Raw genomic sequence first — 14,479 nt, 5'->3', positions numbered from 1 at the left:
ATCGGCGACGGTAGGCTTCCGGCAAGGGAATTGACGTCCACTCAGCGGCGTACTGATCCCCTCCGGGAAGAGCCCTTCGCGTCCCCTAGGGGGCCGCAGCCCGGAGTTCCTCCAGGAAGTCCGCCGCCGCTCGGGCGTTGGGTGCCGGGAAGGTGAGCGGCAGGCCGGCCGAGTGCGTCCGGATCTCCAGCTCTCCGAGGTCGGACGCGCGGGCCGACTCCACCTCCGCCCAGCGGTAGGCCTCCGTCGCCGCGAGCGGGTGCGGCGGCCGGTGCACCAGGCCGCCGGCCGTCACCGTCAGTCGCCCCCGGGCGAACCGGACGCTCCCCTCGGTGCCCAGCGACTCGTGCAGCGCGGCCCGCAGCCCGGGGGAGAGGCGCACCTCCAGCTCCCGGAACAACCGGCCCAGCCCGCGCAGGTGCTCCAGCACCACCGGCTCGTCCGCGCCGGCCGGCCATATTCGCCCCTGCTCGCGGACCCCGCGCCGCCCGCCGGGAACGTACTCGGTGGCCTCCACCGCGCTCCACGGCAGCGTGCGCTCGCCGCCGTCCGCCGCGACGAGCACCAGCCCGCCCTCGTGGACGCGCACCGCCCGCGGCCCGGCCACCGGCCGCAGCCACCCGAAGGTGCTCGCCGCCACCACCGCGACGGCCCCCACCACGGGCGCGGGCCACCACTGCCCGAGCGCAAGGCAGGCCACCACCGCGACGACGGCCGCGCAGACGTCCACCCACGCCCGCGCCCGCCGAGGGACCGGCCGGAAACGCCGGTGCACCCGCACCACCGGGCCGAGCCGGTCGCCCGGCCCGCCGAGCCCGGTCGGCCCGGCCGCTCCGGCCTGCACGACCGGGCGGACGGCCCGCGCCCGCGTCGGCGACCACACCACCGCCACGTCGGCCCCTTTCTCTCGGCGGCCTCCCGTCGGAACCGCATCTGCCGGATCACCAGCATCGACCGTCCGCCGTACCCGGCAACAGTGCCAATCAGCACGTTTTGGCCTGAAACGACCCCGTCATCATCGCCTCCCGCCCGGAGCTCACCGCGACCGGGGGTGCACATCGGCAGGGGTCGCCGTCCGGCGCCGGGTGAACGTCCATCGGCGGCACCGGATCGGGACGGCCCGCCCGCCCGGCGGCCGGGCCCCGCGGCCGGGCACCGGGGTCAGGCGGACCGGCCGGCGGGAGCGACGCGGCCGTTCGTCGTCCGCCCCGCTGATCCCGGGCCGCCGTCCACGCTCCCGAGCGGCCCGCGCCCGCCGGCCCCCGGTCACCCCGCCGTCGCGAAGTCCTGCTGCAGGCGGCGCAGCAGCGCCGTGCCCGCCGGGTCGGCCGACCGGCGGGTGTTGGCCAGCACCACCACCCCCACCTGCTTCTCCGGGTCGAAGGCCACGAACGAACGGAAGCCGCCCGTACCGCCGTTGTGCCAGATCTGCAGGTGGCCGCCCTGCTGGGAGTGCAGCCGGTGGCCGAGCCAGCCCAGGTGCATCCAGGCGAACGGGTTGACCCGGTGCCTGGTCTCCCGGGTGAGCGTGATCGCGGGCGCCAGTGGCGCGTCGGGCTCGCGCTCGGCGGTCAGCTGGGCCCGCAGCAGCACCGCGAGGTCGGCGGCGGTCGACCGCAGCCCGCCCATGCCCGGCACGGCCGCCAGGTCCCAGTACGGTACCGGCCGTCCGCCCGTCGTGTGCCCGTGCGCGAGCCGCCCGGAGCGCTCGGCGTCCGACCGCACGTGGGTGTCCGTCAGTCCCAGCGGTTCGCAGACCTCGCGCGCCACCAGCTCCTCGTACCCGGTGCCGGCCCGGTGTGCGAGGGCCAGGCCGAGCAGCCCGGCGCCGAGGTTGGAGTAGCGGAAGCTGTGTCCGGGTGCGGCCCGCAGGCGGGTCCGGGCGAGCCCGTCCAGCACGTACTCGGCCGTGCAACCGGCGTACGGATCAGGGTCGTTGGGCCTGAGCAGGGCCTTCGACAGCATGCCCCGGGGCAGTCGGGGGAGCCCCGCGGTGTGGGTGGCCAGGTGTCGCAGGGTGATCGGGCGGCCGCCCCGGCCGGGGACGACGACCCGGCTGCCGCCGCGCGCGTCGGCGAGCACCTCGGCGAGCGGTTCGTCGAGCCGCACCGCGTCGTCGAGCGCCAGCCGCGCGAGCACGAGCGAGGTGAACACCTTGGTGACGGATCCGATCTCGAAGACGGTGTCCGGCCCCGGCGTGCTTCCACCGGGCCCCGTCCGCCCGGCACCGCGGATCTCCGTGTCACCGCCGGCCAGCCCGGCGACCACCGCGCCGACGTGCCGGTCCGCGAGCCGATCGACCGTCTGCTGCACGACGCGCGCGAGTTCGTTCATGGCAGTGAGCCTAGGCGGGCCGACCTGCCGGATCGTCAGCCCCGGAAACGATTTCGGCCGCCCCCGATGATCCTCCGGGTGTACGTCCGGCCGCGTTCCGCACGCTAGGAGCCCGCGCGGCGGGACCCCGCGCGGCGGGACCCCGTGCGGGACCCCGTGCGGCGCGCCTCGGCACCTGACGGCACCTCACCGCACACCGCGGCACCTCACGGCGCACCTCGGCGCGGCGCTCATCCGGCCGGTGCCGCCAGAGCCGCCCGCAACCGGGCCGCGACCTCCGCCGCCCCCGCCTCGTCCGGGTACTTCCCCCGCGGCCAGAAGAACCCGCGCAGCCCGTCCTTCGGATTGCGCGGAACCACGTGGACGTGCAGGTGGGGCACGGACTGGCTGATCCGGTTGTTCGCCGCCACGAAGCTGCCCGCCGCGCCCAGCCCGCGCTCGACGGCCGCGGCCACCCGCTGCACGCGCAGGAAGAACGGCCCCACCTCGTCCGCCGGCAGGTCCGCCAGGGTCCGGTGGTGGGCGCGTGGCACGACCAGGACGTGGCCGGGGAACAGCGGCCGGCGGTCCAGGAAGGCGACCGCCGCCTCGTCGTCCAGCACCCGGTGCGCGGGCTCCGCGCCCGCCACCACCGCACAGAAGACGCAGTCCATCCGTCCATTCAAGCCACCGGTGGTCCCCCCGGCACCCCGGCAAACCCCCACGGCTGAGCCTTCACCCGACCGGGTGCCGACCGGGTGCGCCCGCCCCGCCGCCGGGCGCACGGTGCTGCAGGGGGCCGATCAGCGCGCGTCCCGCGCGCCCCACGAGGAGGTACCCGGATGTCGGGCAAGTTCGAGGTCTACGAGGACTCCGGTGGCAAGTACCGGTTCCGGCTCAAGGCGGGCAACGGCGAGATCGTCGCCACCGGCCAGGGCTACGCCAGCAAGGAGGCCGCCCACAAGGGCGTCGACGCCGTCCAACGGGCCGCCGACGGCGCGGCCGTGGTGGACGTCCCCAAGGCCGCCTGAGCGCCCGGAGCCCGGAGCGCGGAGCCCGGCGGGCGCGGGCACACCCGCCCACCGGGCACGTCGCCCCCCGGCACCCGCAACGCTCCCGGCACCCCCACCCGCCGCAACGCGGCCGGACCTCACTCGTACCGGTACAGCAACGCCTCCCGCTCGTTCTGCTCGATCATCGCGATGGTCAGCGACTCGTCCCGCAGGTGCGAGAGCGTGATCTCCGCCGAGGTCGGCTGGGTGTCCTCGGCCAGCCAGTTCTCCGGCTTCCACGCCGAGGCGCGCAGGAGCGACTTCGGGCAGTGCGCGTACACCTCCTCCACCGCGACGACGATCGCGCTGCGCGGCGGCTTGCCGACGGCGGTCAGCTGGCGCAGCAGCTCCGGGTCGGTGGAGACGCAGGCCCGACCGTTCACCCGCAGCGTGGTGTCGCGGCCCGGGACGACGAAGAGCAGGCCGACCCGGCCGGTCTCCAGGATGTTGTGCAGGGTGTCCAACCGCTTGTTGCCGGTGGCGTCCGGGATGGCCAGGGTGTACTCGTCGAGCACCGAGACCACTCCGGCCGGCCCGCCGCGCGGGGAGACGTCGCACCGCCCGGCGGCGTCGGCGCTGGCGACGAAGACCAGCGAGGAGCACGCGATCAGGCGCTGCGCGACCTCGTGCAGGTGGTCGACCTGCTTGCGGCGCGCGTGGTCGCCGGGCTGCTCGTAGATCTCGCGCAGCTGGGCGGCGTCGCGGAGGGCCCCCGCGCGGAGGGCCTCGAACAGGCCGCCCGGCCGGTCCGGACTGGTGCTTGACGGAACGACAGCTTCCGGTGTGGTGGTCATACCGGGAATGTAGTGCAGGCCCTGCGGCACGCCAGTGGCAGATCGTTCCGGAACCCCCGGCCGAAGCTCGGCTCCACCCCTCGCCACCAGCGGTTTTACGCCCATAATGGGGCCAGGGACTCCAGCCAGCCGGAGGTGGTGGTCGTGATCGTCAGAATCTGGGCCGGGCAGGTGCTCGCCGGTCGCATCGAGGAGTTCTGCGCTCACCTGACCGCCCAGGTGATCCCGCAGCTGGGGCGGACGGACGGCTGCCTCGGCGGCGAACTGCTGCGCTCGGTGTCGGAGGAGAACGGGCACCGCGTGCTGGTGGTCAGTCGCTGGCGGGACGAGGACGCCCTGCGCGGGTACGCGGGGCCGATGTGGCGGATCCGGCCGGTGTGGTCGGAGGGCGAGCTGCGCTACCTCGCCCACCCTCCGGAGGTCACCCACTTCCTGCAGATCGGCACGCCCGCCACGCTCTGAACCGCGCGAAGCCCGAACCGCCCGAAGCGGAGACCCGGGCTCACACCGACAACGGCACCGGGTGGATCTCGTCCGCCGGGTGACCGGTACGGCTGTGCACCCGCTGCACGGCCTCCTTGGAGGGCGCGTCGGAGAGGCAGTACACCGTGCCCGACTCCGGGTCCGCCCACGCCTGCTCGAACTGGACGCCCTCGTCTCCCTGGGCCGCCAGGTCGGCCGCATGGGCCTGCCTGAGCTGCTCGGCCGTGATCCCGGCCATCCCGTGGTGGACGTCCATGAACTTCGCCATGTCCCTCGCCTCCGTTGCCTCGGTGCGTCACCGGCAGGGCCCCCACCTCAAGCCTCACCCCCGCCGCCCGCCTCCGCCACCAGACCGGCCCCGACGCGGCCGACGAAGCCCCACGACGCGGCCCGCTCCACGAGGCCCGCCCGGCGAAGCCCGCTCCACGAGGCCCGCCCACAGCGCGTAGCACCCCGACGCGCATTCCCCGCAAGTCCGTGAAACAGACCACAGCGGAAGGCACTCCCTGGCCTTGCGTCGGCCGTGGCAGAATGACCGCAACAGCAGTGACGTTCAGCGCACTCCGGGGTCGGTGAAAATCCGAACCGGCGGTTACAGTCCGCGACCCGTCCGCAGCCAGCGGCCGGTTGACCAGGTGAAATTCCTGGACCGACGGTTAAAGTCCGGATGGGAGGCGTGCGCGGGCGGACGAAGAGCAGTACCCGTGGTCCGTCGTTACCGGACCGGACCGCGGTCAGGTGTACGGCGGGAGCGGTGTCTCCCGGGCCGGGCGAGCGATCTCCCGGCGGCCTCGGCATCCCGGCGACGGGTCGTGCCGCGGGTTCGCGCACCGGTGCCCGTCCGTGTCATCTCCCATGCCGCCCCGGAGTCCGCGCCCCAAGCGCGAGGAGAACCCGGGTGTTCACCGGCATCATCGAAGAGCTCGGCGAGGTCGTGTCGATCGAGGAGATCGGCGACTCCTCGCGGATCCGCCTGCGCGGCCCGGTGGTCTGTGCGGACGCGGGCCACGGTGACTCCATCGCGGTCAACGGCGTCTGCCTGACGGTCGTCGACAGCCCGGAGGAACTGGCCGCGGGCACCGGTGAGTTCAGCGCCGACGTGATGGCCGAGACGCTGCACCGCTCCAGCCTCGGCGAGCTGAAGCCCGGCTCCCGGGTCAACCTGGAGCGCGCCATGGCGCTCGGTGCCCGCCTCGGCGGCCACCTCGTGCAGGGCCATGTCGACGCCACCGGGCGGCTGTTGAGCCGCGAGCCCGGCGAGCGCGACGCGAACGGCGAACTGCGCTGGGAGGTCCTGCGGTTCTCGCTGCCCGACACCATCTCTCGCTACCTGGTGGAGAAGGGCTCGATCACGGTCGACGGCGTCAGCCTCACCGTGGTGGAGGCCGCCCGGGACAGCTTCACCGTGAGCCTCATCCCGGCCACCCTCGCGCTGACCACGCTCGGCGCCAAGACCGTCGGCGAGAGCGTCAACCTGGAGGTGGACGTGCTGGCCAAGTACGTCGAGCGCCTGCTGGAGTCCCGCACCCTGCCGAACCTGCCGAACCTGCCCGGCCTGTCCGGCCCGCAGGGCGCGTCGACCGACGAGACCCCGGAGGAGTCCCGGTGAGCTGGCTCAGTGGAGAGGCGTTCACCGTCCTCGGTGAGCACGTGAAGTGGGCCGACATGATCGGCAACCTGCTCGGTTTCGGCGGCCTCGCGCTCGGCTGGCGCCGTTCGGTGTGGAGCTGGCCGGTCCAGCTGCTGTCCGGCGTGGTGCTGATCAGCGCCTACCTCGGGGGCCACGTCCCCGGCCTGATCGGCAAGCAGCTGATCGTGATCGCCACCGCCGCCTGGGGCTGGGCGCAGTGGCGGCGGGGCCGCCGGGACACCGGCACGATCGCCGTACGGTTCGCCACCTGGCCCGAGCGGGCCGCCCTGGTGGCGGGGACCGCGGCCGGGACCATCGCGCTGGCCCTGCTCTTCACCTCCTTCCCCAGCCTGTCCTGGAGCCCGTGGTCGGACGCCTACATCTTCGTGGGCACGCTGGCCGCGATGGTCGCCCAGGCCCGCGGCTGGCTGGAGTTCTGGTTCGCCTGGATCGCGGTCGACGTGGTCGGCGTCCCGCTCGCCTTCAACAGCGGCTACTCCTTCTCCGGCCTCACCTACTCCGTCTACTTCGTCCTGGTGCTGCTCGGCCTGCGCTCCTGGTGGCTGAGCACCCGTGAGCCGCGCACCAAGTCCGCCACCGTCCCGCAGGGAGCCACGGCATGACCGAGAACCAGTCCGACAAGGGCACCGCCGGGGTCGAGCTCGTGCTCGACCCGGTCGAGCGGGCGATCGCCGACATCGCCCTCGGCCGTGCCGTGATCGTGGTCGACGACGAGGACCGCGAGAACGAGGGCGACATCGTCTTCGCCGCCTCCGCGGCCACCCCCGAGCTGATGGCCTTCACCATCCGCTACAGCTCGGGCGTGATCTGCACCCCGATGACCGGCGAGGAGCTGGACCGCCTCAAGCTCCCGCCGATGACCCACGTCAACGAGGACCGCAAGGGCACCGCGTACACCGTCTCGGTGGACGCCCGCGACGGGGTCGACACCGGGATCTCCGCCGCCGACCGCGCCCGCACCGTCCGGCTGCTGTCCTCCGCCGGCACCGAGCCCGGGGACCTCACCCGCCCCGGGCACGTCTTCCCGCTGCGCGCCGTCGAGGGCGGCGTGCTGGTCCGCCCCGGCCACACCGAGGCCGCCGTCGACCTGGCCCGGCTGGCCGGGCTGCCGCCGGCGGGCGCGATCGCCGAGGTCGTCAACGACGACGGCACCATGGCCCGGCTGCCCGAGCTGGTCGCCTTCGCCCGCGAGCACGGCCTCGCGATCATCTCCATCGAGGACCTGATCGCCTACCGCCGCCGCACCGAGCTGCACGTCGACCGGGCCGCCGTGACCGCCCTGCCCACCGTGCACGGCGAGTTCACCGCCGTCGGCTACAAGGGCACCCTCGACGGCGTCGAGCACATCGCGCTGGTGGCCGGCGGCCTGGACGCCGACGGACGGCTGCCGGGCGGCGAGGACGTCCTGGTGCGGGTCCACTCCGAGTGCCTGACCGGCGACGTGCTCGGCTCGCTGCGCTGCGACTGCGGCCCGCAGTTGGAGGCCTCGCTGCAGCGGGTCGCCGAGGCCGGCCGCGGCGTGGTGCTCTACCTGCGCGGGCACGAGGGGCGGGGGATCGGCCTGGCCCACAAGCTGCGCGCGTACGAGCTGCAGGAGCAGGGGCGCGACACCGTCGACGCCAACCTGGACCTCGGCCTGCCCGCCGACGCCCGCGACTACAGCATCGCGGCACAGATGCTGGTGGACCTCGGCGTCCGCTCGCTCACCCTGCTCACCAACAACCCGCAGAAGCTGACCGCGCTCACCGAGCACGGCCTGAAGGTCAAGGGGCGCGAGGCGGTCGAGATCGCGCCCGGCGAGCACAACCTGCGCTACCTGCAGACCAAGCGCGACCGGATGGGCCACGACCTGCCCGGCCTCGGCTCCTGAACCCACCCCACCCGCACGCCCCACCCGCACGCCCCACACGACAGATCGGACGAAGAACATGAGCGGCCACGGAGCCCCCGAGCTGACCATCGAAGGCGCCGCCGACCTCAAGGTCGCCGTCGTCGCCGCCCAGTGGCACGACGTGGTGATGAACGGCCTGCTGGACGGCGCCCACCGCGCGCTCAAGGAGCTGGGCATCGCCGAGCCGACCGTGCTGCGCGTCCCCGGCACCTTCGAACTGCCGGTCGCCGCCAAGCGCCTCGCCGAGCGCGGCTACGACGCCGTCGTCGCCCTCGGCGTGGTCGTCCGCGGCGGCACCCCGCACTTCGACTACGTCTGCCAGGCGGCCACCACCGGCCTGACCCAGGTCAGCGTCGACACCGGGGTCCCGGTCGGCTTCGGCGTGCTGACCTGCGACAACGAGGAGCAGGCGCTCGACCGCGCCGGGCTGCCGGGCTCCGCCGAGGACAAGGGACACGAGGCCGTCACCGCCGCCGTCGCCACCGCCGCGGTGCTGCGCGCCGCGCTCTGAGCACCCGCCCGTACGGTCCCGGACCGTGGACGTCCACCGGACTGTCCACGGTCCGGGACCGTTTACCGTCCGCTCGCCCGCACGCCGTATGGTGGGCCCATCATGGCTTCGAAGACATTCGAGGAGCTCTTCGCCGAGCTCCAGCAGAAGGCCGCCACCGGCGACCCCTCGTCCTCCCGTACCGCGCAGCTCGTCCAGCAGGGCGTCCATGCGATCGGCAAGAAGGTCGTCGAGGAGGCCGCCGAGGTCTGGATGGCCGCCGAGTTCCAGTCGGACGAGCAGACGGCGGAGGAGATCTCCCAGCTCCTCTACCACCTTCAGGTGATGATGATCGCCCGCGGGCTGACGCTCGACGACGTCTACAAGTACCTCTAGACGACCGTCTGCACGTACCCCCCGAAGACGTCGACACGTACCCCCGAACCGGTCCGTACCGCACACCCCTCCCAACAGGTAAGGAAGCAACCTCCCATGCTGCGCATCGCCGTCCCCAACAAGGGTTCTCTCTCGGGTCCCGCGGCGGAGATGCTCCATGAGGCCGGCTACCGGCAGCGGAAGGATCCCAAGGAGCTCGTCCTCGTCGACCCGAACAACGAGGTCGAGTTCTTCTTCCTCCGCCCGCGCGACATCGCCGTCTACGTCGGCTCCGGCCGCCTGGACGTCGGCATCACCGGCCGCGACCTGCTGCTGGACTCGCACTCCAACGCCGAGGAGGTGCTCGCCCTCGGCTTCGCCGGGTCGACCTTCCGCTTCGCGCGCCCCGAGGGCGTGGCGGTCGAGGACGTCAAGGGCCTGGAGGGCCTGCGGATCGCGACCTCGTACACCGGCCTGGTCGAGCAGCACCTCGCCGACCACGGCGTGAAGGCGACGGTCACCAAGCTGGACGGCGCGGTCGAGACCGCGGTGCAGCTGGGCGTCGCCGACGTGATCGCCGACGTGGTGGAGACCGGCACCAGCCTGCGCAACGCGGGCCTGGAGGTGTTCGGCGAGCCGATCCTGATCTCGGACGCCGTGGTGATCCGCCCCAAGGGCGCGGGCGAGGACTCGCGGGTGGAGCAGTTCCTGCGCCGCCTCCAGGGCGTGCTGGTGGCCCGCCGCTACGTGCTGATGGACTACGACATCCGCGCCGAGAACGTCAGCGCCGCCGTGGCGCTCACCCCCGGTCTGGAGTCGCCGACCGTCTCCCCGCTGCACACCGAGGGCTGGGTCGCGGTCCGCTCGATGGTGCTCCGCAAGGAGGCCCAGCGGATCATGGACGACCTGTGGGGCATCGGCGCCCGGGCCATCCTGGTCACCAACATCCACGCCTGCCGCCTCTGACCCGCTCGCGGGCCGGTCGGTTGACCCGCTCGCACACTCGCGGGTAAAGAACGCTTCAATGGGGCGGGGACGCCGGTCGGCGCCCCCGCCCCGTCGCGCTGTCGCCACCAGAACCACCCCGGAGACCCACGTGTCCACGCCGCCCGTCGAGTTCCCCGTCACCTGGGCGCCGCGCCGCACCCGCGTCGTGCTGCTGCCGGTCTGCGTCCTGCTGGTGGTGCTGTTCGCCGTGCTGGCCGTGCTGCTCCCGGAGAACTGGCAGTTCAACGACCGGATCATGATGGTGGCAAGCGGCGTGCTGTTCGCCGCCGTCGGCCTGATGCTGGCCCGCCCCCGGGTGAGCGCCGACGCGGACGGCGTGACGGTGGTCAACTTCGTGCGCACGCGCCGGCTCGCCTGGGCCGAGATCGTCCGGGTCAACTTCCGCCAGGGCGACCCGTGGGCCACCCTCGACCTCGCCGACGGCACCTCGCTCGCCGCGGTCGGCATCCAGCCCGGTGTCGGCAAGGCGCAGGCGATCGCGGACGCCCGCGCGCTGCGCGACCTCGTCGAGCACTACGCCGCGGTCTGAGCCCGCCGGCACTCGCCGCCACTCGCCGCCACCGCGTCGGCACCCCCCGGCCGCCCGCCGCCACCGCGTCGCATCCGTGGCCCCGCGACCTGCGGTTCCGGGGCCCGGCGGGCCCGAACACCCTTCCTACGTCCGTCCGGCTATGGTCTACGCTGGTAAAAGCAGGGCAAAGTGCGCCCTGCGCTGAAGCGCGCGCGAGAAGCGCCGCCCGTACCGACCTGAGGAGTGACACTCCCCCTCGATGGACGATCCGTCCGGTAGTACCTGCGCCGCCTCACTTCCGATCGCCGGAAGGCAGGCGGCACTGTGATCACCGCCTGGCTGCTGTTGTTCGCAGCCGTTCTCCTGATCCTCGCCAACGGCCTGTTCGTGGCCGCCGAGTTCGCCTTCGTGACCGTCGAGCGCGGGGCGGTGGAACGCTCCGCGAAGGCGGGTGACGTGCAGTCCCGCCGGGTCTCCAGGGCCCTGCGGCACCTCTCCTTCGAGCTCTCCGGCGCCCAGCTCGGCATCACCGTCACCTCGCTGGTGGTCGGCATGCTCGCCGAGCCGGCCCTGTCGACGCTGCTCGCACCCGTGATGTCCGGCCTCGGCGTGCCCGACGCGGCCGCCCGCGGCGTCGCCGTGGTCGTCGGCATGGTGATGGCCACCGTCGTCCAGATGGTGGTCGGCGAGCTGGTTCCGAAGAACTGGGCGATCTCCCGCCCGCTGCAGGTGGCCCGCGCGGTGGCCGCCCCGCACATGGCCTTCTCCTTCGTCTGCCGCCCGCTGATCAGCTTCCTCAACGGCGCCGCCGACCGTACGGTCCGCGCCTTCGGCGTCGAGCCGCAGGAGGAGCTGGGCCACGCCCGGACCCCGGCCGAGCTGGTCTCGCTGGCCCGGCACTCGGCCAGGGCCGGGGCGATAGACGAGGAGTCGGCGACGCTGTTCGTCCGCACCCTGGGCCTGGGTGAGCTGACCGCCGAGTCCGTGATGACCCCGCGGGTCGACGTGTCCGCGCTCCAGCGCGACGCCACCGCCTCCGACGTCGTCAACCTCACCCGGGCCACCGGCCTGTCCCGCTTCCCGGTCTACGCCGACAGCCTGGACGAGGTCACCGGCATCGTGACGCTCAAGGACGCGCTCGCCGTTCCGGCCGCCCAGCGCGGCCTGGTGCGGGTCGCCGAGCTGTCCTCGCCGCCGCTGCTGGTGCCCGAGACCCTGCCCGCCGAGACGCTGCTGGAGCGGCTGCGCCGGCTCCAGCCGATGGCCATCGTGGTCGACGAGTACGGCGGCACCGCCGGCGTCGTGACCGTCGAGGACATCGTCGAGGAGATCGTCGGCGAGGTGCAGGACGAGCACGACCCCGACGACCACCCCGACCTGTTCGCGCTGCCGCCCGTCAACGGCCTGCCGGTCTGGGAGGCCGACGGCCGCGCCCGGATCGACCAGCTGGAGGGCATCGGCCTGAACGCCCCGGACGGCCCGTACGAGACGCTGGCCGGCCTGGTCGCCGACCTGCTCGGCAAGCTCCCCGAGGTGGGCGAGCAGGCCGAGCTGCCCGGCTGGCGGTTGACCGTGACCGGTGTCGACCGCCACCGCACCAGCCGGGTCCGGGTGGAGCGCACCGTCGGGCCCGCGTCGTTCGGCGAGGACGGGGAGGACGTCCGATGACGGTGCTCCAACTGGCCGTCGCACTCCTGCTCCTGCTCGGCAACGCCTTCTTCGTCGGCGCCGAGTTCGCCGTGGTGTCCGTGCGCCGCAGCCAGATCGAGCCGCTCGCGGAGGCCGGGCACAAGCGCGCCCGCACCGTGCTGCACGCGCTGTCCAACGTCTCCGCGATGCTGGCCGCCGCCCAGCTCGGCATCACCGTCTGCTCGCTGGGCCTCGGTGCGCTCGCCGAGCCGACCATCGCCTCCCTGCTGGAGGGCCCCTTCCACGCGCTCGGCGTGCCGGCCGGCCTGATGCACCCGCTCTCGTACGGGATCTCGCTCGCCGTCGTGGTGTTCCTGCACATGGTGATGGGCGAGATGGTGCCGAAGAACATGGCCATGGCCGGCCCGGAGAAGGCCGCGCTGTGGCTCGGACCGCCGCTGGACCGGCTGGCCCGCTGGCTCGCCCCGGTGATCCGGATGCTGAACGCCTTCGCCAACGGCATCCTGAGGCTGTTCCGGGTCGACGCCAAGGACGAGGTCGAGTCGGTCTTCACCACCGAGCAGCTGATGTACCTGCTGGCCGACTCGCGGGACGCCGGACTGCTCGACGAGGAGCGCCAGGAGCGTCTGGAGGACGCCCTGGAGCTGGGCCGCCGCCCGGTCACCGAGGTGCTGCTCAAGCCCGAGCAGCTGGTCACCGTGGACACCAAGGCGACCGCCGCCGAGGTCGAGGAGCTCGCCCTGCGCACCGGCTTCTCGCGCTTCCCGGTCACCGACGGCGACCCGGCCGGCCACGGCTACCTCGGGTACCTGCACCTCAAGGACATCCTCGACGTGGACGACCCGTCGGCGCCCGTCCCGGCCCGCCTGTGGCGGCCGATCACGGTGCTGCGCGGCGGCCTCCCGCTGGACGACGCCCTCGGCGCGATGCGCCGCGCGGCCTGCCACCTGGCCGCGGTGCTGGACCAGGACGGCCGCACGCTCGGTGTGGTCATGCTGGAGGACGTCCTGGAGGAGCTGATCGGCGAGATGCACGACCCGGACCACCGCGCCACCGCCTAGCCACTTCCCGGCTCCTGGCGGCCCGGCCCCCGGCCCCCGGTTCCCGACATCGGGAGCCGGGGGCCCCGGCGTTCCCGGGTTCGCCGAGGGCGTGTCCGCTCCCGGCGATTCTGCCCAGAGCATGCAGCCGTTCCGTGCCGGCCACCCCCGGGGGAGAGTGGTCGGCATGAGACTTCTCCTGCTGGGTGGAACCAGGTTCGTCGGACGGGTCGTCGCCGAGGAGGCGCTGGCCCGGGGCTGGGAGGTGACGGTCCTCAACCGCGGCACGCAGCCCGCACCCGAGGGCGTCCGGGTGCTGAAGGGCGACCGCACGGCCGAGGACGGGCTCGCGGCGCTCGGCGCGGGGGAGTGGGACGCGGTGGTGGACACCTGGTCCTGGGCCCCGGCCGCGGTGCGCGACAGCGCCCGGGCGCTGAAGGGCCGGGTCGGCCACTACGCGTACGTCTCCAGCCGCTCGGTGTACGACTACCCGCTGGTGGCCGGCGGCGGCGAGTCGGCGCCCGTGGTGGCCTCCTCGCCGGACCTCACCGGGGAGGTGCCCTACGCCGAGGCCAAGCGGGGCGCCGAGCTGGCCCTGGAGGCGGAGTACGGCGGACAGGCCCTGCTGGCCCGCGCCGGGCTGATCCTCGGACCGTACGAGGACATCGGCCGACTGCCCTGGTGGCTCAACCGGATCGCCGAGGGCGGCCCGGTGCTCGCCCCCGGGCCGCGCGACCTGGCCCTGCAGTACATCGACGTCCGCGACCTCGCCGTCTGGACCCTGGACGCGGTGGTGGCCCGCCTCGGCGGCCCGTACAACCTGGTCAGCCCGTCCGGGCACGCCACCATGGGGGAACTGCTGGAGGCCTGCGTCCGCGTCACCGGCGCGGGGGCCGAGCTGCGCTGGACGGACCCCGAGCGGATCCTGGCGGCGGGCGTCGAGCCGTGGACGGAACTGCCGATCTGGCTGGCTCCCGGCCCGCTGTACGACTTCCTGCACACCGGATCGGTCGACCGCGCCGTCGGCGCCGGTCTGCGCTGCCGCCCGGTCGCGGAGACGGTCGGGGACACCTGGGCCTGGCTGCGGGCGATCGGCGGCACCGCGCCGCAGCGCTCGGACCGGGTCACGGTCGGGCTCGACCGGGAGCGGGAGGCGGCGCTGCTCAAGGGCTGAGCCGCCGGCCGACGGCCGGGGGTGGTTCCGGTGGTTCCGAGCGGCCC

17 protein-coding genes and 1 riboswitch are annotated in these 14,479 nt (G+C 73.7%); of the genes, 12 read left to right on the top strand and 5 right to left on the bottom strand.

The genetic code is table 11. The annotated features are described in order from the left end of the window. Positions 1-85 precede the first annotated feature (85 nt). From ACIRST_RS05235 to ACIRST_RS05225, 3 genes are all read right to left on the bottom strand, one after another. Positions 86-892: a hypothetical protein gene (locus tag ACIRST_RS05235; protein WP_402800206.1), complete on the bottom strand. Its 807-nt coding sequence runs from the start codon at positions 890-892 to the stop codon at positions 86-88. A gap of 374 nt (positions 893-1,266) precedes the next feature. Continuing rightward, positions 1,267-2,334: a serine hydrolase domain-containing protein gene (locus tag ACIRST_RS05230; protein ID WP_402800205.1), complete on the bottom strand. Its 1,068-nt coding sequence runs from the start codon at positions 2,332-2,334 to the stop codon at positions 1,267-1,269. 230 nt (positions 2,335-2,564) lie between these two features. After that, positions 2,565-2,987, bottom strand: a complete 423-nt coding sequence (locus ACIRST_RS05225) for an HIT family protein (RefSeq protein ID WP_396547093.1) — start codon at positions 2,985-2,987, stop codon at positions 2,565-2,567. Between the two features lie 168 nt (positions 2,988-3,155). Between ACIRST_RS05225 and ACIRST_RS05220 the strand changes: the two genes are divergently transcribed. Next, a complete protein-coding gene (locus tag ACIRST_RS05220; protein ID WP_396547091.1) occupies positions 3,156-3,344 on the top strand; it encodes a YegP family protein in 189 nt (62 codons plus the stop codon). A 119-nt stretch (positions 3,345-3,463) separates the two neighbouring features. Here ACIRST_RS05220 and ACIRST_RS05215 read toward each other — a convergent pair whose 3' ends face one another. After that, positions 3,464-4,159, bottom strand: coding sequence for an MSMEG_1061 family FMN-dependent PPOX-type flavoprotein (locus ACIRST_RS05215; protein WP_350525003.1), 696 nt, complete (start codon positions 4,157-4,159; stop codon positions 3,464-3,466). Between the two features lie 144 nt (positions 4,160-4,303). On the opposite strand from ACIRST_RS05215, the gene ACIRST_RS05210 reads away from it, so the two are divergent. Further along, a complete protein-coding gene (locus ACIRST_RS05210) occupies positions 4,304-4,621 on the top strand; it encodes an antibiotic biosynthesis monooxygenase (protein ID WP_350525002.1) in 318 nt (105 codons plus the stop codon). Between the two features lie 40 nt (positions 4,622-4,661). Here the strand turns inward: ACIRST_RS05210 and ACIRST_RS05205 are convergent, their stop codons facing one another. Next, positions 4,662-4,910 (bottom strand): SCO4226 family nickel-binding protein, encoded by a 249-nt coding sequence (locus ACIRST_RS05205; RefSeq protein ID WP_350525001.1) that lies wholly within the window; start codon positions 4,908-4,910, stop codon positions 4,662-4,664. 287 nt (positions 4,911-5,197) lie between these two features. Beyond that, a riboswitch (FMN riboswitch) is annotated at positions 5,198-5,325 on the top strand. Between the two features lie 215 nt (positions 5,326-5,540). Between ACIRST_RS05205 and ACIRST_RS05200 the strand changes: the two genes are divergently transcribed. The 10 genes from ACIRST_RS05200 (at position 5,541) to ACIRST_RS05155 (ending at position 14,432) form a co-directional block, all read left to right on the top strand. Then, complete coding sequence (locus ACIRST_RS05200) at positions 5,541-6,251, top strand: riboflavin synthase (protein ID WP_350525000.1); 711 nt, start codon at positions 5,541-5,543, stop codon at positions 6,249-6,251. After that, positions 6,248-6,895 carry a nicotinamide mononucleotide transporter family protein gene (locus tag ACIRST_RS05195; RefSeq protein WP_350524999.1) on the top strand — a complete coding sequence of 216 codons (648 nt, stop codon included), beginning with the start codon at positions 6,248-6,250 and terminating at the stop codon, positions 6,893-6,895. Before ACIRST_RS05200 ends, ACIRST_RS05195 begins: the two co-directional genes overlap by 4 nt. Further along, a complete protein-coding gene (locus tag ACIRST_RS05190) occupies positions 6,892-8,163 on the top strand; it encodes a bifunctional 3,4-dihydroxy-2-butanone-4-phosphate synthase/GTP cyclohydrolase II (RefSeq protein ID WP_402800201.1) in 1,272 nt (423 codons plus the stop codon). Before ACIRST_RS05195 ends, ACIRST_RS05190 begins: the two co-directional genes overlap by 4 nt. Positions 8,164-8,221: 58 nt before the next feature. Continuing rightward, complete coding sequence (ribH, locus tag ACIRST_RS05185; RefSeq protein ID WP_402800199.1) at positions 8,222-8,695, top strand: 6,7-dimethyl-8-ribityllumazine synthase; 474 nt, start codon at positions 8,222-8,224, stop codon at positions 8,693-8,695. A gap of 102 nt (positions 8,696-8,797) precedes the next feature. Beyond that, positions 8,798-9,070 carry a phosphoribosyl-ATP diphosphatase gene (locus ACIRST_RS05180; protein ID WP_097238956.1) on the top strand — a complete coding sequence of 91 codons (273 nt, stop codon included), beginning with the start codon at positions 8,798-8,800 and terminating at the stop codon, positions 9,068-9,070. Between the two features lie 96 nt (positions 9,071-9,166). After that, on the top strand, positions 9,167-10,015 hold the full coding sequence (gene hisG / locus ACIRST_RS05175; protein WP_350524996.1) for an ATP phosphoribosyltransferase: 849 nt from the start codon (positions 9,167-9,169) through the stop codon (positions 10,013-10,015). 130 nt (positions 10,016-10,145) lie between these two features. After that, complete coding sequence (locus ACIRST_RS05170; RefSeq protein WP_350524995.1) at positions 10,146-10,586, top strand: PH domain-containing protein; 441 nt, start codon at positions 10,146-10,148, stop codon at positions 10,584-10,586. 306 nt (positions 10,587-10,892) lie between these two features. Then, complete coding sequence (locus tag ACIRST_RS05165; protein WP_350524994.1) at positions 10,893-12,236, top strand: hemolysin family protein; 1,344 nt, start codon at positions 10,893-10,895, stop codon at positions 12,234-12,236. Next, complete coding sequence (locus ACIRST_RS05160) at positions 12,233-13,279, top strand: hemolysin family protein (RefSeq protein WP_350524993.1); 1,047 nt, start codon at positions 12,233-12,235, stop codon at positions 13,277-13,279. The genes ACIRST_RS05165 and ACIRST_RS05160 overlap by 4 nt, the downstream gene beginning before the upstream one ends. 166 nt (positions 13,280-13,445) lie before the next feature. Beyond that, positions 13,446-14,432 (top strand): NAD-dependent epimerase/dehydratase family protein, encoded by a 987-nt coding sequence (locus tag ACIRST_RS05155; RefSeq protein WP_402800198.1) that lies wholly within the window; start codon positions 13,446-13,448, stop codon positions 14,430-14,432. The last annotated feature ends 47 nt before the right edge of the window (positions 14,433-14,479 follow it).

The sequence above is a fragment of the Kitasatospora sp. NPDC101447 genome, from assembly GCF_044767225.1.
In the GTDB taxonomy this organism is placed as follows: Bacteria; Actinomycetota; Actinomycetes; order Streptomycetales; family Streptomycetaceae; genus Kitasatospora.
The sequence above is the reverse complement of the archived record's forward strand: the minus strand, read 5'-3'. Positions and strand labels throughout refer to the sequence as shown.

What these genes read in the sequence shown, in the direction of transcription:
- ACIRST_RS05230 (WP_402800205.1), bottom strand. Translation starts at nt 2,334, where the DNA reads ATGAACGAACTCGCGCGCGTCGTGCAGCAGACGGTCGATCGGCTCGCG.
- ACIRST_RS05225 (WP_396547093.1), bottom strand. Translation starts at nt 2,987, where the DNA reads ATGGACTGCGTCTTCTGTGCGGTGGTGGCGGGCGCGGAGCCCGCGCAC.
- ACIRST_RS05220 (WP_396547091.1), top strand. Translation starts at nt 3,156, where the DNA reads ATGTCGGGCAAGTTCGAGGTCTACGAGGACTCCGGTGGCAAGTACCGG.
- ACIRST_RS05215 (WP_350525003.1), bottom strand. Translation starts at nt 4,159, where the DNA reads ATGACCACCACACCGGAAGCTGTCGTTCCGTCAAGCACCAGTCCGGAC.
- ACIRST_RS05205 (WP_350525001.1), bottom strand. Translation starts at nt 4,910, where the DNA reads ATGGCGAAGTTCATGGACGTCCACCACGGGATGGCCGGGATCACGGCC.
- ACIRST_RS05190 (WP_402800201.1), top strand. Translation starts at nt 6,892, where the DNA reads ATGACCGAGAACCAGTCCGACAAGGGCACCGCCGGGGTCGAGCTCGTG.
- ribH (WP_402800199.1), top strand. Translation starts at nt 8,222, where the DNA reads ATGAGCGGCCACGGAGCCCCCGAGCTGACCATCGAAGGCGCCGCCGAC.
- ACIRST_RS05180 (WP_097238956.1), top strand. Translation starts at nt 8,798, where the DNA reads ATGGCTTCGAAGACATTCGAGGAGCTCTTCGCCGAGCTCCAGCAGAAG.
- hisG (WP_350524996.1), top strand. Translation starts at nt 9,167, where the DNA reads ATGCTGCGCATCGCCGTCCCCAACAAGGGTTCTCTCTCGGGTCCCGCG.
- ACIRST_RS05160 (WP_350524993.1), top strand. Translation starts at nt 12,233, where the DNA reads ATGACGGTGCTCCAACTGGCCGTCGCACTCCTGCTCCTGCTCGGCAAC.
- ACIRST_RS05155 (WP_402800198.1), top strand. Translation starts at nt 13,446, where the DNA reads ATGAGACTTCTCCTGCTGGGTGGAACCAGGTTCGTCGGACGGGTCGTC.